Here is a 21,348-nt window from a genome sequence, read left to right on the forward strand (position 1 = left end):
AAGGCGGCACCCCAAATTTCTATCTGTTTTAAAGGCTGGCCCTATGGGGCCGGCCTTTTTTATGCCGCGTCCTTCGGCAGGCAGGTATCGCGGAACAGGGCGAAGGCCAGGCCACGATGGCTGATGGCGTTCTTTTCCACGTCCGTCATGTCCGCAAAGGTACGGTTGCCCGAACCGGGTGCGAAAAGCGGGTCATAGCCATGGCCGTGCGTGCCATGAGGCGGCCAGATGACATGGCCATCAATCCGGCCCTCGAATGTTTCGGTATGCCCGTCGGGCCATGCCAGGCACAGGACGGAAATGAACCATGCTCCCCGGTCGGGGTTGTCCCCAATCTGGTCATGGATGCGGCGCATGGCGTCGGGATAGTTTTTGTCCGGCCCGGCCCAGCGGGCGGAGAAAATGCCCGGTGCCCCCCCAAGGGCAGAAACGCAGAAGCCGGAATCATCGGCCAGTGCGGGCAGGTTCGCAGCTTTTGCCGCGGCGACAGCCTTGATGGCGGCGTTGCCGGAAAAGCTGTCCGCCGTCTCTTCCGGTTCAGGCAGCGACAGTTCGCCCGCCGAGCGGACATGAATGCCATAGCCGCCCAGAAGGGTCGCGAATTCGGCGATCTTGCCCTTGTTATGTGTGGCCAGCACCAGCGTGTCGCCCCGGTTGAGGCGGGTGGGTCGGGTTGTCATGCCTTGAGGGCCTCTTCAATGATGGCAGTCTGGATGCGGAACAGTTCGGCCGTGCCGGTGCGGGCAAGCCGCATGAGGGTATTGAACTGGCTGTCGGTAAAGGGGGCCTGCTCGGCCGTGGCCTGTATTTCCACAATGCCACCATCGGGGGTCAGGACAAAATTGGAATCGGTGCAGGCCGTGCTGTCCTCGGCGTAATCAAGGTCGAGCACGGCACCGTCCTGCGTCAACCCGCATGATACGGCGGCAATCTGCCCCTTGAGTGGTACGACGGCCAGCGTGCCCGCGCGCACCAGTTTCTCCAGCGCCAGGCGCAGTGCAACCCACCCGCCGGTAATGGCCGCGCAGCGCGTGCCGCCATCAGCGTTGAGCACGTCGCAATCCACCGTGATCGAGATTTCTCCCAATGCGTTGAGGTCGGTCACGGCGCGCAGCGAGCGGGCGATCAGGCGCTGGATTTCCTGTGTGCGGCCCCCTTGCTTGCCCTTGGCGGCCTCACGCGCGCCACGGTTATGGGTGGCGCGGGGCAGCATGCCGTATTCTGCCGTAACCCAGCCCCGTCCCTTGCCACGCAGGAAGGAGGGTACACGCATTTCCACGCTGGCGGCGCACAGGACTTCGGTCCCACCCATGCGGATAAGGGCCGAGCCTTCCGCATGGCGGGCAAAGCCGGGCTGTATAAAGACGGGACGCAGGGCGTCGTGGGCACGGCCGGATGGGCGCATGGGGCTTAACTCCGCAAGGTAAGGGGGCGGCATAGCGCGCAATGACCGCCTGTTTCCAGTCTCGCGTGGGCAGGGGGGGCTATCATCTGTTATGATGATGGCCAAGGAATGGTCCATGGCGGATGAACAGACAAACAGGAGGCATGGCGATGGAAACCCGACCACCGGTATCGCAGCCCGGTCTGCTGTCCGGGCTTGAGCCGAGATCTGCCGCGATCCTGCGCGAGATCGTGGAGCAGTATGTCGAAACGGGCGAGCCGATGGGTTCGCGCACGCTCTCGCAGCGCCTGCCGCTTTCACTCTCGCCTGCCACGATTCGCAATGTCATGGCGGACCTGACCGATGCGGGACTGCTGTTTTCCCCCCATGCCTCGGCCGGGCGCCTGCCAACCGAGAAGGGCGTGCGGCTGTTTGTTGACGGTCTGCTGCAATTCGGCAACCTGAGTGAGGAAGAGCGCGAAAGCATCGCGGGCATGCTGGACATGAAAGGCCGCTCTTTGGAGGATACGCTGGCGCAGGCGTCTTCCATGCTGTCGGGCCTGTCATCGGCGGCGGGGCTGGTCATGGCGCCCAAGAGCGATGGCTCCACCATCAAGCATATCGAATTTGTGGCGCTGGGACCGGGCCGTGCGCTGGTCATTTTGGTCAGTGCCGACGGGCAGGTGGAAAACCGCGTGATCGAAACGCCGCCCGGCCTGCCGCCTTCGGCCCTGGTGGAGGCGGGAAATTACCTGAACGCCCACCTGTCGGGCCAGACGCTGGACCGCCTGCGCGAGACGGTCAGCACCGATATGACGGCCAATCGCAACGAACTCGATCATCTGACGGCAGAGGTCGTGGCCAGCGGCCTTGCCACATGGAGTGATGCCGATGAGCGCGGCGGTACCCTGTTCATACGCGGACAGGGCCGCCTGCTGGCGGACGTGACCGAGATCGAGCGCCTGACTACCATCCAGATGCTGTTCGAGCGGCTGGAAACGCAGGAAACCATGCTGCGCCTGCTGGACCTTGCACGCGAATCCGAAGGGGTACGGATCTTCATCGGGGCCGAGAGCGGCCTGTTCGGCATGGCCGGCATGTCGGTCGTGGTGGCGCCCGCGCGGACCGACAGCAATCGCATCGTGGGCGCGATCGGGGTGATCGGGCCCACGCGCATCAATTATGCCCGTATCATTCCCGTGGTGGACTATACCGCCCGCGTAATTGGCCGCATGCTGGGCTGAGGGTCGGCATTGCCCTGCAACCCGGCCCGCTGGCGGCCTTTATGTCTGCCACACGCAAACCGCGCGCCATGATGACCCGATACGGGATGTGGCGTGCCCGAACGCGCAAGGAGAATGGCATGTTCACGCCCGATGCAAGGCAGTCCGGCTCATTCATGATTGGGGGGGATCTTGAGGTCACGCGGCTTGGCTTTGGTGCCATGCGGATTACCGGTCCCGGCATATGGGGGGAACCGGTCGACCGCAAGGCGGCCCTGGCCACCCTGCGTCGCCTGTCCGAACTGGGTATCAACTTTGTCGATACGGCGGATGCCTACGGTCCGTTTGTCAGCGAGGACCTGATCCGCGAGGCGCTGCATCCCTACACGGACACCATCATTGCCACCAAGGGTGGCCATACCCGCCACGGTCCGAATATATGGAAGCCGGTGGGCAACCCCGATTACCTGCGCCAGTGCGTGCTGATGAGCATGCGCAGGCTGGGGGTGGAGCGCATCGACCTGTGGCAGTTGCACCGGGTGGGGGCGGACTGTACGCCCGAGCAGCAGTTCGAGGCCATTGCCGCCATGCGCGCGCAGGGGTTGATCCGCCATGTCGGGCTGTCTGAAGTAACGGTGGAGATGATCGAGCGCGCGCGGCTGTATTTTCCGGTTGCGACCGTCCAGAACCGCTTCAATCTGGTCAATCGGTATTCCGAAGACGTGCTGGACTACTGCACGAAGGAGAATATCGGCTTCATCCCCTGGGCGCCGCTGGCGGCAGGCGGCCTGACGAAGGGCGATACCCTGCTGGCCCGCCTTGCCAGCGAGAAGGGCGTACAACCCGGCCAGATCGCGCTGGCATGGCTGCTGCGCCGTGCACCGGTCATGCTGCCCATTCCGGGCACCAGCAGCCCCGACCATCTGGCCGATAACGCGGGCGCTGCCGCGATTGAACTGAGCGATGAGGAATTCCGTCAGCTTGATAATGAAGGCCGGGCCGAATGGGCCAACCGGAATGATGCCTGAGCGACAGGCCCGGAGCCTGTAAAACGCGAAGACGTTTTTGGTGAAGATTTTTTCAAAAAGCGTCGAAGAACGCTGTCTTTTTGAAAAAAGGCAGCATCCGAAAACTTTGATTCCTTTTGATTGACGGATCATTCTGACCACAATTTCCACGCGCACAGGCTGGCATGAGCCGCTGGATCAGGGGCGACGGCGGCGGCGGACAATGCTAGACAGAGGCCACCAACACATAACGGCCCTTTTCTTTGCCTACTGGATACCGGATGACGCTTGCTGACGGATCAGGCCGCGATGGCCGGACTGATGGACCCTCCCGCCCAGGTACGGGTGGCCCACGTCGGCCCCGCTACCGGATGGTGCGCTGGCTTGCCGGCACAACACTGGCCGTGGTGCTGCTGGGGGGCAGCACGGCGGGACTGGTGGCGTGGTGGGAATATGAGCGCCTGAGCGAGGGCCTGCCTACTGTGGATGGCTTGCGCACCTACCAGCCCCCGGTCATGAGCCGCCTGTATTCCGGTGATGACCAGGTCATGGCGGAACTGGCGGCAGAGCGGCGCATATTCGTGCCCTACAGCGCCATACCCGAGCGCGTGCGCAGCGCCTTTCTAGCCGCCGAGGACCAGAAGTTCTTCAGCCATGGCGGCGTGGACCCGATGGCCATCCTGCGTGCCGGCCTGACTGACATGATGATGCATGGCACCAAGCATCGCCCTATCGGTGCCTCCACTATTACCCAGCAGGTCGCGCGCATCATGCTGCTGGGGTCCAATGCGGTGTCGATTGACCGCAAGATCAAGGAAGCGCTGCTGGCCATGCGCCTGGAGCAGACGCTGGGCAAGGAGCAGATCCTCGAGATCTATCTCAACGAGATCTATTTGGGTGAAGGTGCTTACGGTATTGCCGCCGCCGCCCAGACCTATTTCAACAAGCCGCTTGACCAGTTGGATAATGCCGAGGCCGCTTTCCTTGGTGCCCTGCCCAAATCCCCCACCAACTACAACCCGCACCGCTTCGTGCAGGCTGCGACCGCACGCCGCAACTGGGTGCTGGACCGCATGGCGGACCTCAAGGTCATCACGCCCGAAGATGCCCGCGCGGCTCAGTCCGAGCCGCTGGTGCCCGCAAACTTCACCCGTCCCGGCCCGGTTCCGTCCTCGGAATGGTTTGCCGAGGAAGTGCGGCGTGAACTGATCGAACGCTATGGTATCGGCACCACGATGGAAGGCGGGCTTTCGGTTCATACCTCGCTTGATTCGCATCTCCAGCAGGTGGCCACCACCGCGTTGCGTGACGGGTTGCTGCGCTATGACCGCGCCCATGGCGGCTGGCGTGGCGCCTTTGGCCATGTGGATGAAAGCGAGGCAACAGGGGACTGGGCCAACGCGCTGGCCCATGTCACGCCGCCTGCCGCCATGCTCGAACAGTGGCGGGTTGCGGTGGTGCTGTCGGCTGCCACCGGCCGCGTCGGCTGGCTTGAAGGGCGCGACCCGGTGGTGCCTCATACGGGTGAACTGCTGGCGCGTGACCGGGCATGGATACGCGGCGGCAAGGGCGTGCAGACCGGTGACGTGCTGCTGGTCGAACCGCAGGCCGATGGCAGCGGGGTCGCCATCCGCCAGGTGCCACGGGTGGAAGGCGCGCTCGCCACCATCGATGTCCATACCGGCCGCGTTATGGCGATGGTGGGCGGGTGGTCATTCAAGGAATCGCAGTTCAACCGCGCCACACAGGCCGCGCGTCAGCCCGGTTCCTCCTTCAAGCCATTCGTCTACCTTGCGGCGATGGAGCAGGGGATCTCGCCCTCGCAGAAATTCGATGACTCGCCCGTCAGTTACGGTGAATGGCACCCGAACAACTACGAGAAGGATTTCTGGGGCCCCACCACCCTGCATGATGCACTGCGCGAATCGCGCAACCTCGTCACCATCCGCCTGGCCGCCCAGATTGGCATGAAGCCGGTGGCGGCACTGGCGCAGACGCTGGGCCTGACGCATTCCATGCCGCTGGTGCTGCCCGCGGCGTTGGGTGCTGTCGAAACCACCGTGATGCATGAAGCCGCCGCCTATGCCACCATCGCCAATGGCGGCAGGCTGGTCACACCCACCCTGATCGATGACATCAAGGATCGCAACGGCAACGTGATGTGGCGGGCCGACAGCCTTGCCTGGCAGGCGGGCGGCACGCCCGCCGATGGCCCGCAGATGGTCGATACGCGCCCGCAGGTTGTCTCCGCCGCATCGGCCAGCCAGATCGTGGCGATGATGCAGGACGTGATCCGGCGCGGCACCGGCGTGCGCGCGGGTGCCGGTATTGACCGGCCCATCGCGGGCAAGACCGGTACCAGCCAGGACTTTAATGATGCGTGGTTCGCCGGATTCTCGCCCGATCTGGTCACGGTGGTATGGGTCGGATTCGATACCCCGCAGTCACTGGGCAAGAACGAGACCGGTGGCGTAATTGCCGGTCCGATTTGGAACCAGGTGATGAAGGCGGCGCTGTCCACCCGCCCGCGCCTTGATTTCCGGGTGCCCGAAGGTGTGCAACTGGCCCGTTATGATACCGGGATGGGCATGGCGATCGACGCCTTCAAGCCCGGTCAGGTACCCGGCGTGAGCGTTGATCTGGGTGCAGGCTCCGGCATGACGCTGACGGCGGCGGATACCGGTGCGGAGAACATGCCCGATTCCGAGACCGACATGGCGACCACGCCGGGCAGCCCGGTGGCTGCCCCCGATAGCACGACCTCGGCCGGGCATACGGCGGCAGCACCGGGCGTACCGCCCGCATCCCAGCCTTCCGGGGGTGACATTGGCATGGGCGGCCTGTATTGACGCCCCATTGCCGGGCACCCTGCGCGCCCGGCACTTATGACCGTTGACCAAGGAGCAAGCCCATGTCTGCCGAGACAGAGGCCCTGAACGACCAGATCAAGCAGTCGGTGGCACTGCTGAGGAGGCATCTTTGACTGGGATGTCGCAATCGACCGCCTGGCGGAACTGAACAACCGGGCCGAAGACCCCGAATTGTGGAACGATTCCGAAGTCGCCCAGAAGCTGATGCGCGAGCGTACGCTGCTGGCCAACCAGATCGAGGGCGTGCAGCGGCTTGAAGCCGATGTGAACGATACGCTCGAACTGGTCGAGCTTGCGGAAATGGAAGGCGATTCGGCTGTCGTGGCCGAGGCGCTGGCCGCCCTGCGTGCACTGGCAGAGGAAGCCAAGCGGCGCGAGACGGAAAGCCTGCTTTCGGGCGAAGCGGATAGCAATGACTGCTACCTTGAAGTCAATGCGGGCGCGGGCGGCACGGAGGCACAGGACTGGGCCGAGATGCTGCTACGCATGTACACCCGCTGGGCCGAGCAGCATGGCTACAAGGTGACTATGATGGAAAGCTCGGAGGGGGAGCAGGCTGGCATCAAGTCCGCCACCATTCAGGTCAGCGGTCCGAACGCCTATGGCTGGCTCAAGACCGAAGCGGGCGTGCATCGGCTTGTCCGTATCTCGCCGTTTGATGCGGCAGCACGGCGGCAGACCTCGTTTGCATCCGTGTGGGTCTATCCGGTGGTTGATGACTCGATCGAGATCGAGATCAATGAAGCCGACCTGCGCGTGGATACATTCCGGGCATCGGGTGCGGGCGGGCAGCACGTCAACAAGACGGAATCGGCCATTCGCATTACCCATATCCCTACCGGGATCGTGGTGGCATGCCAGACCGACCGTTCCCAGCACCGCAACCGCGCCACGGCCATGACCATGCTGAAGGCGCGGATGTACGAGCAGGAACTGCAGAAGCGCGAAGCTGCCGCCGCCCAGACCGAGGCCAGCAAGACCGACATTGGCTGGGGGCACCAGATCCGCTCCTACGTGCTGGCGCCCTACCAGTTGGTCAAGGACCTGCGGACCAACGTGGAGAAAACCAACCCTGACGCCATCCTGGATGGCGACATTGATGACTTCATGGCCGCGGCCCTGGCCGCGCGCGTGGGGGCAACCCGTTCGGAGGCAAGTGCGCAGGCGCAGTGACCCCGTGCGTTCCCGACAGGCAGACCCCGCGGCCCCGGCCGCGGGGTTTTTTTGTCCAGGCGTGATGAGACATTGTTCCATATGGGGAATTTTGTTGCATACCTGTTGCATAACCTGCTTGACACGCCCCCTCTGACAACCCCCAATTCATGGTCTGGTAATTGATCGCGCGCCCGCACGCTAATGGCGGGCCTGTGCGGTGGTGGGTGAACAGGGGCGGCATGTGGTCTAACGAAGCGATGGGACTGGATTACGTTGCCCGGCAGCGCAGGCGTACGCCTTATCTGCGCGTGACCGGGGTTATCGTGCTTGTCCATGTAGTTGTGCTGTCCGCGCTGGCCTACGGGCTGCGGCCCAAGGCCAAGCCCATGTTTCCCGCGCCCTATCGGCCGCTGCCGCCCGTCACGCTCAGGATCATACCCGAGCCGCCGCCCATCGTGCCTGCCGCACCTGCCCTGCCGCGTCCGGTTATGGTCCAGCCGGTGACGCCTGTCCTTCCCGCACCTGTCATCGGGGCGGACAGGCGGGTCCGTCAGCCAGAAATCGTTCTGAAAACGATACAGGTGGATTGATTTTCAATGTCCGGACTGGTCAGATGGCAGCCATGAAAAGTGTTGCAGGCCAGAGCCATGGCTTTATTCGTCAGAGGATTTTAGGGAAATGACCCGACACCATCGTAACTCAGTTATCGCGGCCGTGCTGCTTACCGCCCTGCCAGCCCTTGTGTACGCAACCCCTGCCGCCGCGGCTGAAGCCAACCCGTACGGGCTGGGTGCACTGTGGTCGAATGGTGATTTCATTGCCCGTACCGTCCTGCTCATCATGGTCGTGATGTCGGTGGGTACATGGTACATCATGATCATCAAGTTTCTGGAGCAGGCCCGCATCTTCAGGGATGTGAAGGAAGTGAAGACCAAGTTCTGGCCTGCCGCCAATATCCGCCAGGGAGCGAGCCAGCTCGATACGGCATCGCCGTTCCGCTACATTGCCGATACCGGCATCAAGGCTGCCGAGCACCATGAAGGCACGATGCAGGAAACCATCGATCTGCCTTCGTGGACCGCGCTCTCTCTCCAGCGTTCAGTGGACTTTGTCCAGAACCGCCTGCAGGGTGGCCTGGCCTTCCTTGGCACGGTGGGGTCCACCTCCCCGTTCGTGGGCCTGTTCGGCACGGTGTGGGGCATCTACCACGCGCTGACGGCCATCGGCATTGCTGGTCAGGCATCCATCGACAAGGTGGCCGGCCCGGTTGGTGAATCGCTGATCATGACCGCCATCGGCCTGGGCACCGCAGTGCCGGCGGTTCTGGGCTACAACATGCTGGTTCGCCGCAACAAGGGCGCGCTGGATGAGGTGCGCAACTTCGCGGCCGACCTGCAGTCCATCCTGATTGGCGGCTACCGCCATGAAACGCATGACGTGCCGAAATGACGATCCGCCTGCACGCGTAACCTGATCTCGTATTCCGGCGCGACGGTCCTGTCCTGTAACGGTCCGCCGCTGCCTCTGGTCAGGGGCGCATTGAATGATGGGCCGCGCGGGTCCATCGTGATGCCCTGGCCGATCATTCGGGCCATGACCCGTTCATGGAAGGACATCCAGTTGAAAAACATCACATCCAAATCGTTGTTCCAGTTGCGTGGGCGCCTGCTGGCGGGGGTCATGATGGCGCTGCCGGCGGTGGGCGTGTTCACAGCCCATGGCGCGTATGCGGCAGACCAGTTGGGGCAGAAGGTCGGCACGGCGCTGCAGAAGGCCCAGACCGACCTTGCCGCCAAGAAATATCCGCAGGCCATGGCCGATGTGAATGAGGCCGATGCCGTGACCGGTAAGACCGATTTCGAGACCTATACCATTGCCCAGATGCGCGCCGCCGTGGCGGCCCAGTCGGGCAACGTGCCGGCTGCGATCTCGGCCTATGACACGCTGATCGCATCGCCCCGCACGCCTGCCGCTACCAAGGAGCAGATGGCGCTGGCCGAAGGCAGCATGGCGTTTACCGCCAAGGATTATCCCACCGCTGTCAAGGTGACGGAAAAATACATCAAGGCGGGTGGCAAGAACCCGCAGATGCTGACCATCCTGATCCAGGCCTATTACCTGCAGCATGATTACGCCAATGCCGCCCGCGTACAGAAAGCGCAGGTGGATGATGCGATCAAAGCGGGTGCGAAGCCGGTCGAGAACCAGCTCCTCCTGCTCGCGACCTGTCAGGCGCAGCTGAAGGACAACAGCGCGCTGACCAAGACCTATGTCCTGCTTGCCACCTATTACCCCAAGCCCGACTACTGGGCGCAGGTGGTCCATTCCGTGCTGAGCGTGCCCAATATGGCACCGGGGCTACGTCTTGACATCGACCGCGTGCGACTGGAAGCGGGTCTGGTCAAGACCCCGGCCGAATACATGGACATTACCGAGCTTGCCATGCAGGCGGGCCTGCCGCAGCTGGCGCTGGACATCATCAACCAGGGCTATAGCACCGGCGTGCTGGGGCATGACGCCAGTGCCCCGCGTGAGGAAAAGCTCAAGGCGCTGGTGACCCAGGGTGTGACCGACCGCAAGGCGGGTCTTGACGCAGCAGCGGCACAGGCCACCACGGGCAACGCCATGCTCACGGCTGGTTACAACTATGTGCTGGCCGGTCAGGCGGACAAGGGGCTTGCCCTCATGCAGCAGGGTCTTGCCAGGGGTCCGTCGGATGTGAACATCGGCCGTCTGCACCTGGGTCTGGCGCAGGCCGCCGCCGGGCAGAAGGCTGCTGCCATCGCGACCTTCAACAGTGTTGAGGGGACCAACGGCGCGCGCGACATCGCGCAGTTCTGGGTGCTCAAGCTCAACGCGGCATCCGCTGCCGCCCATTAGGTACCACGCACCACATATGGTGTGAGTGGAACGGGGTGCCGGTTGGGTTCGGCGCCCCGTTCTGCTATGCGGTATCCGTGCGGAAAAGACATTTTATGACATGAACGATGGTCTTATCCCGGCCCGGTGCGTTGGATATGCTGCAAGGCAATAGCATGAATGGCATCATGCCTGTCCTGAACCAGAACCATGGCCGAGAGAATGACACAGACACCTGCCACTGATGATCTGCCCGCCCGCATCCTTGTGGTGGAAGATGACCCTGGCATGCGCACCCTGATCGTCCGGGCACTGCAGGGCGATGGCTACCGCGTGCGCGGCGTGCAGGATGGCCCCGAAATGTGGGATGCCCTGCGCGCGCAGGGGGCTGACCTGATCATTCTGGATGTAATGCTGCCGGGCATCAACGGGCTGGACCTGTGCCGTGCCCTGCGCGCGCAGGGCAGCCCGAGCGCACCGGGCGAAGCACCACTGACGGAGGTTCCGGTTATCATCGTCTCCGCCCGGGGCGAGGAACTGGACCGTGTGCAGGGGCTGGAACTGGGTGCGGACGACTACGTGCCCAAGCCCTTTGGCCAGAAGGAACTGCTGGCGCGTGTGCGGGCGGTGCTGCGCCGCCGTGGCGGTGGGGTCACCACCCCCAGTGCCGGGCGGGAGCGCCGGGAGACCGTGCGCTTTGGCGGTTGGACACTGGACCTGCGGCGGCGGGAGTTGACCGACCCTTCAGGGGTGGCGGTCGAGATTTCCGGTGCGGAACATGATCTGCTGACCAGTTTCCTTGACAACCCGCAGCGTGTCATTGGCCGCGACCGGCTGCTTGAGCTCTCGCGCACCCGGCTGGGCGATGTGTCCGATCGTAGCGTGGATGTGCTGGTCAGCCGCCTCCGGCGCAAGCTGGGACCGGATTCGGATGGCCTGATCCGTACCGTACGTGGCATGGGCTACATCTTCACATCGGAAGTGGAGCGGGTCTGAGCACGCCTGTGGTGCCGGAGCAGGGGACAGTGCCGGGCAGCCGCGCGCCTATGCCAGCGGCGCGGCGCATCACGCTGTGGCCGCGCGGACTGGTGGGGCGCGTCATGTTCGTGCTGCTCGTGGCCGTGGCCCTCGTCTTTGTTGGCAGTTCCGTCTTTTATGAGGAAGCCGAGACCTACACCATTGATGACGCCCAGCTTGAACAGGTGGGCGAGCGTCTGGTGATTGACGCGCGCGTGCTGGCGGCAACGCCCACGTCGCAACGCATGGTGCTGGCCGCCATGCTTTCCACCGGGGACCTGGCGGTAGACTGGCGCACGCCCGCACAACAGGGCATGCTGAAGGTGCAGCCCACTTCCCTGCATATGCTTCATGACCGTATGGCGGGCACGCTGCCCGCCCTGCAGGGGGATGCGCTGAACCTGTCGGGCACCATTGCGGGCACGACCGATGTGCGCGGCACACTACGCCTGCCCGATGGCAGTTACATGGGCTTCATGGCGCCCGATATTCTCCAGCCCCACCACATGCGCCGCGGGATCGTGTCGGCCGCGATTCTTGCCGGTGCGGTGCTGCTGGCGGCGGGCATGCTGGTGCGCGCGCTCAGCATGCCGCTACGTGCGCTGGCCGATGTGGCCGATACCGTAGGTTCTGGCCGCTGGGTACCGCTGGCGGACAAGGGCCCGCGTGAGGTACGCTATCTGGCCCGTGCCATCAACGCGATGCAGGACCGCATAAACCGCCTGATCGCTGACCGGACCGAGGCACTGGCCGCCGTCTCGCACGACCTGCGCACACCGCTGGCCCGCCTGCGGCTGCGCGCGGGCTTTCTGGATGATGCGAACGCCCAGAAGGAGATCGAGGCGGACGTGACGGAAATGGAGGCCATGATCACCGGCGTGCTGGCCTATCTTTCAGGCGAGAAGGACCCCGAACCGGCGCGCCCGACCAATGTCGCCTCCATCCTTGCCACCCGCGTGGATGATGATGCCGATCAGGGCCGCGACGTGACCTATGCCGGTCCCGATCAGGCGCAGGCCGTGGTCCGCCCGCTGGCGCTCAAGCGCGTTCTGGGCAACCTGATTGACAATGCCGTGAATTATGGCGGAAACGCCCATGTCAGCCTGACCGTGATGGCGGACAGCCTGCTGATCCGGGTGGAGGATGACGGCCCCGGCCTGTCCGATGCCGAGATCGGGCGTGTCACGACGCCCTTCTACCGGGTGGAGGGTTCGCGCTCGCGCAGTACAGGCGGGCTGGGGCTGGGGCTGGCCATCGTCAGCCGCGAGGTCGCGCGCGATGGCGGCCGCTTCCGGCTATACAATCGCCCGCAGGGCGGCCTGTGCGCCGAAATTGTCCTGCCCCGCAATGCCGTGATACGTCCGGCCAGCTAAAAGCAGGGCTTAGCGCCCCGGTGGGGTTGGATTCGCGACCGGGTCGATCATATAACAGGACCCGGGCAGTACTTTTGCCTTTCCCCTGTCCCGTCATGTCTGGAAGACCGAGCTATGTTCATCGAAACGGAAGACACCCCCAATCCTGCCACGCTGAAATTCCTGCCGGGGCGCGAGATCATGGCCAACGGGGCCACGGCGGATTTTATCAGCCCCGATTCCGTGGCGGGCCGTTCAAAGCTGGCCGAAGTGCTGTTTGACCTTGATGGCGTGGCGCGCGTCTTTTTCGGCAACGACTTCGTGGCCGTGACCCGTGCCGACAGCACGGAGTGGGAAGGCTTGCGCCCGCAGGTACTCGCGGTTCTGGCCGACTATCTGGCAACCGGTCAGGCCGTGGTGGAAAGCGACGCGCAGGTGGTGGAAGACCTGATTGCGCCGGGCGATGAAGAAATCGTCCAGCAGATCAAGGAACTGCTCGATACCCGCGTGCGCCCCGCCGTGGCGGGCGATGGGGGTGACATCGTGTTCCGCGGCTACCGTGATGGCATAGTCAGGCTGACCATGCAGGGTGCATGCTCGGGCTGCCCGTCTTCGCGTGCAACACTTAAGCACGGCGTGGAGAACATGCTGCGCCATTATGTGCCCGAAGTGGTATCGGTGGAGCAGGTAGAGGCCTGATCGGCAGGCCTGCGCGTAATCTGGGAATGTTTCATGGCGCTTGACGACGCTGGGCTTGATCTTCTGTTTCGTGATGCACGCACGCCGGTTGCATGGAATGACCGGCCCGTGGGTCAGGACACGCTGCGGCAGCTATACGATCTGGTCCGCCTTGGGCCGACTTCGGGCAACTGCTGCCCGGCCCGCTTCGTGTTCATCACGACCGAGAGTTGCCGTGAGCGCCTGCGCCCTGCCCTGTCGGGTGGTAACGTGCAGCGGGTGATGACCGCTCCGGTCACGGTTATCGTCGCGCATGACCCGCTGTTCTTTGACCGCATGGACACGCTGAACACCGCACCCGGCATCCGGCAGTGGTTTGCAGCCGACGTGGGGCTGGCGGAGGAGACGGCGTTTCGGAACGGCACGCTGCAAGGTGGCTATCTGATCATGGCCGCGCGCGCGTTGGGGCTGTCCGTGCTGCCGCTGTCAGGGTTTGATGCGGCCATGGTGGAAGACTGTTTCCTGTCAAACAGGGGCTGGCAGGCCAATTTCCTTGTCAGCCTCGGTTATACCGATGGGCCGCCACCTACGCCTCGCGCGTCGCGCCTGGATTTTGATGACGCCTGCGTGGTTGTCTAGTCCATGCGGATACTGGTGATGGATGGCGCCCCCGCAGGGGCGGACGCGCAGGCCGTTATCGCCTGCCTGGTAGTGCAGGATGGTGTCCCGACCCTACTGGCCAGTCGCGTGGCCACGGGGCGGGGGGCGGCCGAGCAGTTCCCCCAGCTTGCTACCGACCTGTTCGCCCAGTGCGGCTGGACCCATGCCATGCCGGAACTGGTGGGCGTGGTAGTGGGGCCGGGTTCATTTACCGGATTACGGGCCTCGCTTGCCTTTGCCCATGGGCTTTCGGTGGGTTCGGGCTGCGCGGTGGTGGGAGTTACGGCAGGCGAAGCCATGCGCGATGCCATGCAGGCAGCCGCCCTGCCGTTTTCCGCCCTGTCCCTGTGTTGCACCATTGCGCGGCGGGGGCGTGTCTTCATTGAAATGCCGGGCGAGGGGGCCGCAACGCAGGTTGAAGCCCATATGCTCGATACGCTTGCCCTGCCCGCAGGCCCGCTGTTACTGGCCGGTAATGGTGCCCAATGGGTGCACGATGCCGTAGCGGGCAGGGATGACGTGCATATCCTGCCCCTGATGCAGCCCGACCCGCTGGCCATTGCCGCCACTGCCCTGCGCCGTTGGCAGGGCGACCTGCCGCCACTGGCCGCACAGCCGCTTTATGTGGATGCACCGGAGGCAAAGCTGCCTGCCGCAGGCCTGCGGCCCGCCCCGGTTCCGCCTCCTGCATGAACCCGCCCCCCGTAGCCGCCATAACCCCGCATGCCGCCATGCTGGCGCGGGTCCATGCCACAGCCTTCGCGCCGCTGCACCGCTGGGATGCGCCCGCCATGCAGGCGTTGGTGGACATGCCGGGGGTCTTTACCCTGCTGGCCCCGCAGGGCAGGGGAGATTCGGCTGGTTTCATCATGGCGCGCACGGTGTTTGATGAAGCCGAGATCCTGACCTTCGCCGTTGACCCCGCATGGCGGCGGCAGGGTATCGGGCGCGACCTGCTGGCGCGTTGCGTGCGTTCGGTGGCACAGGGTGGGGCGACGAGCCTGTTTTTGGAAGTGGCGCAGGACAATGCGCCTGCCCTTGCCCTGTATCGTGGCGCCGGATTCGCGCAGGTGGGCCTACGGCGTGACTATTACCCTGACGGGACGGATGCCTGTGTGATGCAGCTCACGATTTGAGCACGACCAGCTGGTGTGTCATGCCATCTGCTTCTGTCTGTATTTCTTCCACAACATGCCCCAGCAGTCCCAGACTGCGCGATACATTGTCCAGCGGGGTTGCGCCACGCAGGCGTACAAGCAGTTTTTCTCCGGTAGAAAGACTGTCAAGGGCCAGACGGGTACGAACGAAAGTCATGGGACATACTTCATGGGTGATATCCAGTACCGTCATTTCAATATCAGACATATTACCACAAAACCTCTGTTGCTGGCGGTTGCGATCTTTCTGGAATTATTTATATAAGATGCATCATTATTCCAGAGTGACAGGATCAGATTGATGGCTGATGAAACGGCAGAAGTGGAAGTGCGTGAACTGGCTGCCGAAATCGTTTCGGCATACGTATCCCGTAACGAACTTGAGGCAGAGATGCTGCCCGGTCTGATTCACCGGGTCTATGAGGCCGTGGCATCGCTCGGGCGCACGGAACCCGCGCCTGCAAAGCCAGTGCCCGCCGTTCCGCTAAAGAAGTCGATCTTCCCCGATTACATCGTCTGCCTTGAGGACGGCAAGAAGCTGAAAATGCTCAAGCGTCACCTCAAGACCGCCTACAACATGACCCCTGATGAATACCGCGAGCGCTGGGGTCTGCCGCATGACTACCCCATGGTTGCCCCGAACTATGCCAGCCACCGCTCCTCGCTTGCCCGCAAGATCGGCCTTGGCACGAAACGTGAGGACTGAACCACACGGTGTGTGGTAATATGGACAGATCCCTGCATGATCGGTGACACCCATAAATATGGTGATGGACAGTAACGGATTACAGACGCGCATCGAGCGCATGTGCATCGAGCGTGGACTGAAGATGACAGGCCAGCGCCGGGTCATCGCGCGTGTGCTGTCCGAAGCTCATGATCACCCCGATGTGGAGGAACTCTACCGTCGTGCCTCCCTTCTGGATGGGCGGATATCGGTTGCCACGGTGTACCGTACCGTTCGCCTGCTGGAAGAAAATGGCATCCTTGAGCGGCGTGATTTCGGTGGCAGCCGCGCGCGTTACGAGACGACCGGGGAAGGCGACCACTACCACCTCATCGACGTGGAAAGCGGGCAGGTGGTGGAGTTTACGCACGCCGACCATGCCGAACTGCTGCGCCGGATCACAGCCGAACTGGGGTTTGATCTGGTATCTCATCGGCTGGAACTGTTTGCGCGCAGGTTGCCTGACGTGCCAGAAGAACAGACGACACAGGTGGCGCAAACGCAGCGGAAAGGCAGATCACGGCCTTGAGTATCGAGAAGACCATTCACTCCCTTTCTACATTGGACCTTGAACGCAACGGTTTCCCTGAACTGCGAGGGGGTAATCTTGGCGTCAGGATTGCCGCGACCGAAGAGGAACGCGATGCCGCGCAGGCACTGCGTTACCGGGTGTTCTATGAGGAAATGGGGGCCCGCCCCGATTCCCGTACGGCCCGCCTGCGTCGCGATGTGGACGAATTCGATGAATATGCCGATCACCTTCTTGTGATCGACCATGCCATTTCCTCGGGCGCGCGCGGCGTTGTGGGTACGTATCGCCTCATGCAGGGCGATGCGGCCAGAAAGCTGGGCAGGTTCTATACATCCAACGAATACGACATCTCCCCTCTGACCGATTTTCCCGGCCGCTTGCTCGAAGTCGGGCGCTCCTGCGTGGATCAGAACTATCGTGGCCGCGCTGCCATGCAACTGTTATGGCGGGGCATTGCCTCCTACATTTTCCTTCACCGGATCGATGTGCTGTTCGGTTGCGCCAGTCTGCCGGGGACCGACCCCGATGCACTGTCCGATGAACTGACCTATCTCTACCAGAACCATCTTGCCCCACCTGCGCTGCGCGTGCGCGCCGTGCCGGAACGGCGGGTGGAAATGCTGCGTTCCGACCCGCAACTGCTTGACCACCGGCGCACGCTTGCCCGCTTGCCCCCGCTGATAAAGGGGTACCTGCGACTGGGCGGGTATATTGGTGATGGCGCGGTGATTGATGAGCAGTTCAACACCATTGATGTGGCAGTTCTGGTCAAGAGTGAACTGCTGGCCGACAAGTATTACCGCCATTACGAGCGCCGCCTGCGTGACGCGCTGGACTAATGCTGGAGTGGTTCGCAACCGGCAGGTGGACCGTAGCTCTTCATGACATTTCTGTTGCGCAAATATGTGGCACTTGCCCGCCTGCACGGCTGGCGGGCCGATCTGGTTATGGTTCTGGCGGGCGGCCTCTATGCCCTTGCTTTTCCGCCGGTCCATGCGGTCATCATGCTGCCGGTTGCCTTCTGCCTGCTGGCTCTGGCTATTGATAACGCCATGGGTTGGCGGGAGGCGGCAAGGCGCGGTTTCCTGTTTGCCATGGGACTGTACAGTGTCGGGCTGTACTGGCTCATGTATGCCATCTTGCTGCGGGCGGACGATTTCTGGTGGCTGGTGCCACTCGCTTCCCCCGGTTGTGCGCTGATCCTGGCGCCGCTGAGCGCTCTGTCGGCCGGTGTGTCCCGGCTTGTGCCGCGCGGCACGGGGCGGCTGGTGGTTCTGGCCGCGCTATGGACCCTGACGGATATGGCGCGGGTCTATGTATTCAGCGGTTTCCCATGGAATCCGCCGGGCAGTGTCTGGGAATTTCCAGGCTTTGCGGGCGATGTCCTGATCCAGCCCGCTGCCTGGATCGGGGTGGATGGACTGACCCTGCTGACCTGCCTGCTCTCGCTTGCGCCGTTATACCAGCGTGTGGGGCGCTTGGCCTGTCTGGGTCTTGTGGTGGTGTGGGTCGGGGCCGGTGCGCTGCGTCTGGGCAGCCTGCACGATACCTATGGTCATAACCCCGAAGTGGTACTGGTGCAGGGCAATGTGCCGGAATCCGACAAGATTTCCGGGAATGCAGATGTTGCGATCTTTCGCCGCTATCTTGGCCTGACCCGTGAGGGGGTGGCACAGGGTGTTGCGCAGGCACAGGGGCGGCCGGTCGTATTCGCCTGGCCTGAATCGGCCTTTCCCGGCCTGTTGCTGGAAGATGACATTGCGCGCCCCATGATCGCGCAGGCAGGCCAGGGGGCTGATGCTGGTGTGATCGGTACCGTGCGATGGCTGCAGGATGACCATCACTGGCGTAACAGCATGGCGGCTCTGCTGCCGCCTGATGGTGTGGCCGCCGCCGTTTATGACAAGGCGCATCTGGTTCCCTTTGGTGAGTACCAGCCCGCACTTCTGCCCTTTCATGTTGTGCCGGGGGAGGGAATGACCCCCGGCCCTGCAGTACAGACATGGCACCTGCCCGGCATTGCCCCGGTGGGGCCGCTGATCTGTTACGAGGTGATTTTCTCAGGGCAGGTCGTTGATCCCCATGACCGGCCGACATGGCTGCTGAACAGCACGAACGATGCCTGGTATGGCAATAGCGCAGGCCCCCGCCAGCATCTGGCAGCGGTGCGGATGCGTGCGGTAGAAGAAGGCCTGCCGGTGGCGCGTGCTGCCAATACCGGAATCTCGGCCGTTTATGACGGTCGTGGCCATGAACTTGCGCGTCTGGGTTGGGGGCTGCAAGGGGTGCTGGTCCATGCCGTGCCTGATGCCCTGCCCTGTACGGTTTTTGGCCGGTTCGGGCGCTGGATTCCGCTGGTGCTTGTGCTGGCTGTCGGTCTGGCTGGTTTCTGGCGCAGTAAACGTGCGGGTTGATCCCGGTTGGCCGACCTAAGCAGTAACTGAGGGGCCGATATTCATGCATTTAAAATGCATGAATATTTTCCTAATTTTTTCTCTCTTTCGCAGCATTGGAAAATTTTATGCATTCCAGCCTTGTCTTGGAATGATTCCATATAAAAATAGGATATATTATAGCGTGATTTGATTTAGAAAGCCTTAACATCCGGGACAGACATCAAAATTATTCTCTTTTTCGGTGGGCTCTAGAATATCAGACACGGAAGGTAAGGCCATTATTGTGACCGGGAAAATGCCAGCAACATCCAATCCTGTTGATGTGCATGTTGGTAACCGTATCCGCTTGCGGCGCACATTGCTGGGCATGTCACAGGAGCGTCTGGGCAATGCCCTGGGCCTTACATTCCAGCAGGTCCAGAAATACGAGCGCGGTCGTAACCGGGTGGGGGCGTCACGGCTGTATGATCTGGCCTGTGTCCTGGATGTCCCGGTGGCTTTTTTCTTTGTGGGGCTGCCCGACGCGGTTGACAGCATGGATGCGGGCACGGCCGGGCCGGAAGGTGTGTCCGAGCCGGGCGTGCAGCTTGCCGAGACTATGGTGGTAGCCGAGACGCCTTCGTCCGCTGCTACCGAGGATCTGGGTCTCTTCTCGCGCCGTGAGACCATCGAACTGGTGCGGGCCTATTATGGAATCGAGGATAGCAGCACACGCCGCCGCGTGCTTGACCTTGTCCGTTCAATGGGGGCGTACTGAAACAGCGGGATCATTCTCGCCGCAGGACTTTGTCATTCATGAAGGCCGCGATCCGACCCGCGCGGAAGTCCGCGCGCAGGCGGTCTTCATCATATTCGGTGCGGACCCAGTCCATGAACGCAATGCGCCCTTCGGCTTCTGCCTGGTAGCGCAGGAAGAAGGCATCAAGCACTCCTGTGCGTGAAGTGTTGAAGTGGCCGTTCTTCCATGAAAGCTGGCGTAGCGCCTGTTGTGCCGTGCCCCCTTCGAACAAGATGACAAGCCCTGCCGCCAGCCCCGTGCGGTCTGCACCGGATTTGCAGTGCATGAGCATGGGAAAGCGGATGTCGTGGTAAATCCGCTCAAAGCGTTCTATGCGGTCACGGTGCGGGGCATTGCGGCTTTCAAATGCCATGTCGATATGGGTCAGGCCGATATTATGGGCCGCTTCGCGTGACAGGGCATCGGACCCGCATTTACGGTGCCCGCGCAGGTTGACCAGTGTTTTCAGCCCGTAGCGCCGCGTGGCCAGCCGTAGCCGCCATGGTGTCGGGTGGTTGCAGCGATAGACCCGGCCGGGAATGACCGTGCGGAAATTGGTCCAGGTCTGGCGCAGGATCGCATGGTCCACGAACAGGCTGTCGATCCAGGCGCGGCTGCGGCCGGTGGGGGTGGACAGGTTTCCCTCAAACACTGATCCTGTCCTTTCAGCTGGGGCGGATACGAAAAAGGCGCCGGATTTTTCACATCCAGCGCCCTTTACGTCAATCAGGAATGCATCAGCCCGGTATCAGGCCTTGCGTTCAAGCTGCAGTTCCTTGATCCGCCCGATCGCCTTGGCGGGGTTCAGGCCCTTGGGGCAGGTCTGGGTGCAGTTCATGATCGTGCGACAGGCATAGAGCTTGAGCGGATCTTCCAGTGCATCCAGCCGGTCGCCCGTATGCTCGTCGCGGCTGTCGGCAATCCAGCGATAGGCCGCCAGCAGCGTTGCCGGACCAAGGTAGCGGTCGCCATTCCACCAGTAGGACGGGCACGAGGTGGAGCAGCAGAAGCACAGGATGCATTCCCACATGCCATCCAGTTCGGCGCGTTCCTCGATGCTCTGGCGGCGTTCCGAATCCGGCGGCGGCAGCGTGTCGGACTTGAGCCACGGCTCGATCGAGCGCAGCTGGGCATAGGCCCCGTCCAGATCCGGCACCAGATCCTTGATGACCGGCATGTGCGGCAGCGGGTAGATCGCGATGTCTCCCTCAATGTCCCGGATGGGCTTGAGGCAGGCCAGCGTGTTCTCGCCCGCGATGTTCATCGCGCACGATCCGCAGATCCCCTCACGGCAGGAGCGCCGGAAGGTTAGTGTGGAGTCGACATCGTTCTTGATGTGGATCAGCGCGTCGAGCACCATCGGCCCGATCTTGTCCAGATCAATCTCGTAGGTATCGACCACGGGGTTCTTGTCGTCATCCGGGCTCCAGCGATAGATCCGGAAGTTCTTGACATTGCTGGCACCGGGCGTGGCCGTGAAAATGCGGCCTTTGCCCACCGTGCTGTTCTTTGGCAGTCTGAATTCGACCATCGTCTCGTTCCTTTTCCGCCGT

The 21,348-nt window shown here is 62.8% G+C and carries 23 protein-coding genes; 18 read left to right on the plus strand and 5 right to left on the minus strand.

Annotated elements, in window-relative coordinates; genetic code table 11:
* Positions 1-59: 59 nt before the first annotated feature.
* Complete coding sequence (rdgB, locus tag GLX_RS10155; RefSeq protein WP_014105878.1) at positions 60-680, minus strand: RdgB/HAM1 family non-canonical purine NTP pyrophosphatase; 621 nt, start codon at positions 678-680, stop codon at positions 60-62.
* Entirely contained in the window at positions 677-1,405 is a 729-nt protein-coding gene (gene rph / locus GLX_RS10160; protein WP_014105879.1) for a ribonuclease PH, read from the minus strand. Before rph ends, rdgB begins: the two co-directional genes overlap by 4 nt.
* A gap of 143 nt (positions 1,406-1,548) precedes the next feature.
* On the opposite strand from rph, the gene hrcA reads away from it, so the two are divergent.
* From hrcA to rimI, 13 genes are all read left to right on the plus strand, one after another.
* A complete protein-coding gene (gene hrcA / locus GLX_RS10165; RefSeq protein ID WP_041247348.1) occupies positions 1,549-2,628 on the plus strand; it encodes a heat-inducible transcriptional repressor HrcA in 1,080 nt (359 codons plus the stop codon).
* Positions 2,629-2,747: 119 nt separating this feature from the next.
* The gene (locus GLX_RS10170; protein WP_041247798.1) at positions 2,748-3,635 is read left to right on the plus strand and encodes an aldo/keto reductase; all 888 of its coding nucleotides are present in this window, start codon (positions 2,748-2,750) and stop codon (positions 3,633-3,635) included.
* Positions 3,636-3,895: 260 nt separating this feature from the next.
* Positions 3,896-6,463, plus strand: coding sequence for a penicillin-binding protein 1A (locus GLX_RS10175; RefSeq protein ID WP_014105882.1), 2,568 nt, complete (start codon positions 3,896-3,898; stop codon positions 6,461-6,463).
* 62 nt (positions 6,464-6,525) lie between these two features.
* A protein-coding gene (prfB, locus tag GLX_RS10180; protein ID WP_148268583.1) for a peptide chain release factor 2 occupies positions 6,526-7,657 on the plus strand; the annotation gives its coding sequence in 2 pieces (ribosomal slippage) (positions 6,526-6,594 and positions 6,596-7,657; 1,131 coding nt in all).
* Positions 7,658-7,878: 221 nt separating this feature from the next.
* Positions 7,879-8,229, plus strand: a complete 351-nt coding sequence (locus tag GLX_RS10185) for a hypothetical protein (RefSeq protein WP_014105884.1) — start codon at positions 7,879-7,881, stop codon at positions 8,227-8,229.
* Between the two features lie 88 nt (positions 8,230-8,317).
* The gene (locus GLX_RS10190; protein WP_014105885.1) at positions 8,318-9,088 is read left to right on the plus strand and encodes a MotA/TolQ/ExbB proton channel family protein; all 771 of its coding nucleotides are present in this window, start codon (positions 8,318-8,320) and stop codon (positions 9,086-9,088) included.
* Positions 9,089-9,208: 120 nt separating this feature from the next.
* Positions 9,209-10,519 carry a tetratricopeptide repeat protein gene (locus tag GLX_RS10195; RefSeq protein WP_014105886.1) on the plus strand — a complete coding sequence of 437 codons (1,311 nt, stop codon included), beginning with the start codon at positions 9,209-9,211 and terminating at the stop codon, positions 10,517-10,519.
* A 201-nt stretch (positions 10,520-10,720) separates the two neighbouring features.
* Positions 10,721-11,494, plus strand: a complete 774-nt coding sequence (locus tag GLX_RS10200; protein WP_014105887.1) for a response regulator transcription factor — start codon at positions 10,721-10,723, stop codon at positions 11,492-11,494.
* A gap of 50 nt (positions 11,495-11,544) precedes the next feature.
* Positions 11,545-12,888: an ATP-binding protein gene (locus GLX_RS10205; protein ID WP_014105888.1), complete on the plus strand. Its 1,344-nt coding sequence runs from the start codon at positions 11,545-11,547 to the stop codon at positions 12,886-12,888.
* A 114-nt stretch (positions 12,889-13,002) separates the two neighbouring features.
* Positions 13,003-13,566, plus strand: coding sequence for a NifU family protein (locus GLX_RS10210; RefSeq protein WP_014105889.1), 564 nt, complete (start codon positions 13,003-13,005; stop codon positions 13,564-13,566).
* 33 nt (positions 13,567-13,599) lie between these two features.
* Positions 13,600-14,184, plus strand: coding sequence for a malonic semialdehyde reductase (locus GLX_RS10215; protein ID WP_014105890.1), 585 nt, complete (start codon positions 13,600-13,602; stop codon positions 14,182-14,184).
* Between the two features lie 3 nt (positions 14,185-14,187).
* Positions 14,188-14,898, plus strand: coding sequence for a tRNA (adenosine(37)-N6)-threonylcarbamoyltransferase complex dimerization subunit type 1 TsaB (tsaB, locus tag GLX_RS10220; RefSeq protein WP_014105891.1), 711 nt, complete (start codon positions 14,188-14,190; stop codon positions 14,896-14,898).
* On the plus strand, positions 14,895-15,341 hold the full coding sequence (rimI, locus tag GLX_RS10225; protein ID WP_014105892.1) for a ribosomal protein S18-alanine N-acetyltransferase: 447 nt from the start codon (positions 14,895-14,897) through the stop codon (positions 15,339-15,341). The genes tsaB and rimI overlap by 4 nt, the downstream gene beginning before the upstream one ends.
* Here rimI and GLX_RS10230 read toward each other — a convergent pair.
* Positions 15,331-15,570 carry a sulfurtransferase TusA family protein gene (locus tag GLX_RS10230; protein ID WP_014105893.1) on the minus strand — a complete coding sequence of 80 codons (240 nt, stop codon included), beginning with the start codon at positions 15,568-15,570 and terminating at the stop codon, positions 15,331-15,333. The genes rimI and GLX_RS10230 overlap by 11 nt on opposite strands.
* A 93-nt stretch (positions 15,571-15,663) precedes the next feature.
* Here GLX_RS10230 and GLX_RS10235 point away from each other — a divergent pair, with 93 nt between their 5' ends.
* From GLX_RS10235 to GLX_RS10255, 5 genes are all read left to right on the plus strand, one after another.
* Complete coding sequence (locus GLX_RS10235; protein ID WP_014105894.1) at positions 15,664-16,068, plus strand: Ros/MucR family transcriptional regulator; 405 nt, start codon at positions 15,664-15,666, stop codon at positions 16,066-16,068.
* A 58-nt stretch (positions 16,069-16,126) separates the two neighbouring features.
* A complete protein-coding gene (locus tag GLX_RS10240; RefSeq protein ID WP_014105895.1) occupies positions 16,127-16,618 on the plus strand; it encodes a Fur family transcriptional regulator in 492 nt (163 codons plus the stop codon).
* On the plus strand, positions 16,615-17,460 hold the full coding sequence (locus GLX_RS10245) for a GNAT family N-acetyltransferase (RefSeq protein WP_014105896.1): 846 nt from the start codon (positions 16,615-16,617) through the stop codon (positions 17,458-17,460). Before GLX_RS10240 ends, GLX_RS10245 begins: the two co-directional genes overlap by 4 nt.
* A gap of 42 nt (positions 17,461-17,502) precedes the next feature.
* Complete coding sequence (gene lnt / locus GLX_RS10250) at positions 17,503-19,035, plus strand: apolipoprotein N-acyltransferase (protein WP_014105897.1); 1,533 nt, start codon at positions 17,503-17,505, stop codon at positions 19,033-19,035.
* A gap of 277 nt (positions 19,036-19,312) precedes the next feature.
* Positions 19,313-19,774: a helix-turn-helix domain-containing protein gene (locus GLX_RS10255; protein ID WP_041247350.1), complete on the plus strand. Its 462-nt coding sequence runs from the start codon at positions 19,313-19,315 to the stop codon at positions 19,772-19,774.
* A gap of 10 nt (positions 19,775-19,784) precedes the next feature.
* Here GLX_RS10255 and GLX_RS10260 read toward each other — a convergent pair whose 3' ends face one another.
* Complete coding sequence (locus tag GLX_RS10260) at positions 19,785-20,447, minus strand: tyrosine-protein phosphatase (protein WP_014105899.1); 663 nt, start codon at positions 20,445-20,447, stop codon at positions 19,785-19,787.
* A 96-nt stretch (positions 20,448-20,543) separates the two neighbouring features.
* Positions 20,544-21,326 (minus strand): succinate dehydrogenase iron-sulfur subunit, encoded by a 783-nt coding sequence (locus tag GLX_RS10265; protein ID WP_014105900.1) that lies wholly within the window; start codon positions 21,324-21,326, stop codon positions 20,544-20,546.
* Positions 21,327-21,348 lie beyond the last annotated feature (22 nt).

It is taken from the genome of Komagataeibacter medellinensis NBRC 3288 (assembly GCF_000182745.2).
In the GTDB taxonomy this organism is placed as follows: domain Bacteria; phylum Pseudomonadota; class Alphaproteobacteria; order Acetobacterales; family Acetobacteraceae; genus Komagataeibacter; species Komagataeibacter medellinensis.

Bases quoted from the DNA above. Each gene is read 5' to 3' on its own strand.
- GLX_RS10215 (WP_014105890.1), top strand. From the start codon at position 13,600: ATGGCGCTTGACGACGCTGGGCTTGATCTTCTGTTTCGTGATGCACGC.
- rph (WP_014105879.1), bottom strand. From the start codon at position 1,405: ATGCGCCCATCCGGCCGTGCCCACGACGCCCTGCGTCCCGTCTTTATA.
- GLX_RS10175 (WP_014105882.1), top strand. From the start codon at position 3,896: ATGACGCTTGCTGACGGATCAGGCCGCGATGGCCGGACTGATGGACCC.
- GLX_RS10205 (WP_014105888.1), top strand. From the start codon at position 11,545: ATGCCAGCGGCGCGGCGCATCACGCTGTGGCCGCGCGGACTGGTGGGG.
- GLX_RS10200 (WP_014105887.1), top strand. From the start codon at position 10,721: ATGACACAGACACCTGCCACTGATGATCTGCCCGCCCGCATCCTTGTG.
- GLX_RS10170 (WP_041247798.1), top strand. From the start codon at position 2,748: ATGTTCACGCCCGATGCAAGGCAGTCCGGCTCATTCATGATTGGGGGG.
- GLX_RS10265 (WP_014105900.1), bottom strand. From the start codon at position 21,326: ATGGTCGAATTCAGACTGCCAAAGAACAGCACGGTGGGCAAAGGCCGC.
- GLX_RS10185 (WP_014105884.1), top strand. From the start codon at position 7,879: ATGTGGTCTAACGAAGCGATGGGACTGGATTACGTTGCCCGGCAGCGC.
- tsaB (WP_014105891.1), top strand. From the start codon at position 14,188: ATGCGGATACTGGTGATGGATGGCGCCCCCGCAGGGGCGGACGCGCAG.
- rdgB (WP_014105878.1), bottom strand. From the start codon at position 680: ATGACAACCCGACCCACCCGCCTCAACCGGGGCGACACGCTGGTGCTG.
- GLX_RS10240 (WP_014105895.1), top strand. From the start codon at position 16,127: ATGGTGATGGACAGTAACGGATTACAGACGCGCATCGAGCGCATGTGC.
- GLX_RS10255 (WP_041247350.1), top strand. From the start codon at position 19,313: ATGCCAGCAACATCCAATCCTGTTGATGTGCATGTTGGTAACCGTATC.
- rimI (WP_014105892.1), top strand. From the start codon at position 14,895: ATGAACCCGCCCCCCGTAGCCGCCATAACCCCGCATGCCGCCATGCTG.
- GLX_RS10190 (WP_014105885.1), top strand. From the start codon at position 8,318: ATGACCCGACACCATCGTAACTCAGTTATCGCGGCCGTGCTGCTTACC.
- GLX_RS10195 (WP_014105886.1), top strand. From the start codon at position 9,209: ATGCCCTGGCCGATCATTCGGGCCATGACCCGTTCATGGAAGGACATC.
- lnt (WP_014105897.1), top strand. From the start codon at position 17,503: ATGACATTTCTGTTGCGCAAATATGTGGCACTTGCCCGCCTGCACGGC.
- GLX_RS10210 (WP_014105889.1), top strand. From the start codon at position 13,003: ATGTTCATCGAAACGGAAGACACCCCCAATCCTGCCACGCTGAAATTC.
- GLX_RS10235 (WP_014105894.1), top strand. From the start codon at position 15,664: ATGGCTGATGAAACGGCAGAAGTGGAAGTGCGTGAACTGGCTGCCGAA.
- hrcA (WP_041247348.1), top strand. From the start codon at position 1,549: ATGGCGATGGAAACCCGACCACCGGTATCGCAGCCCGGTCTGCTGTCC.
- GLX_RS10230 (WP_014105893.1), bottom strand. From the start codon at position 15,570: ATGTCTGATATTGAAATGACGGTACTGGATATCACCCATGAAGTATGT.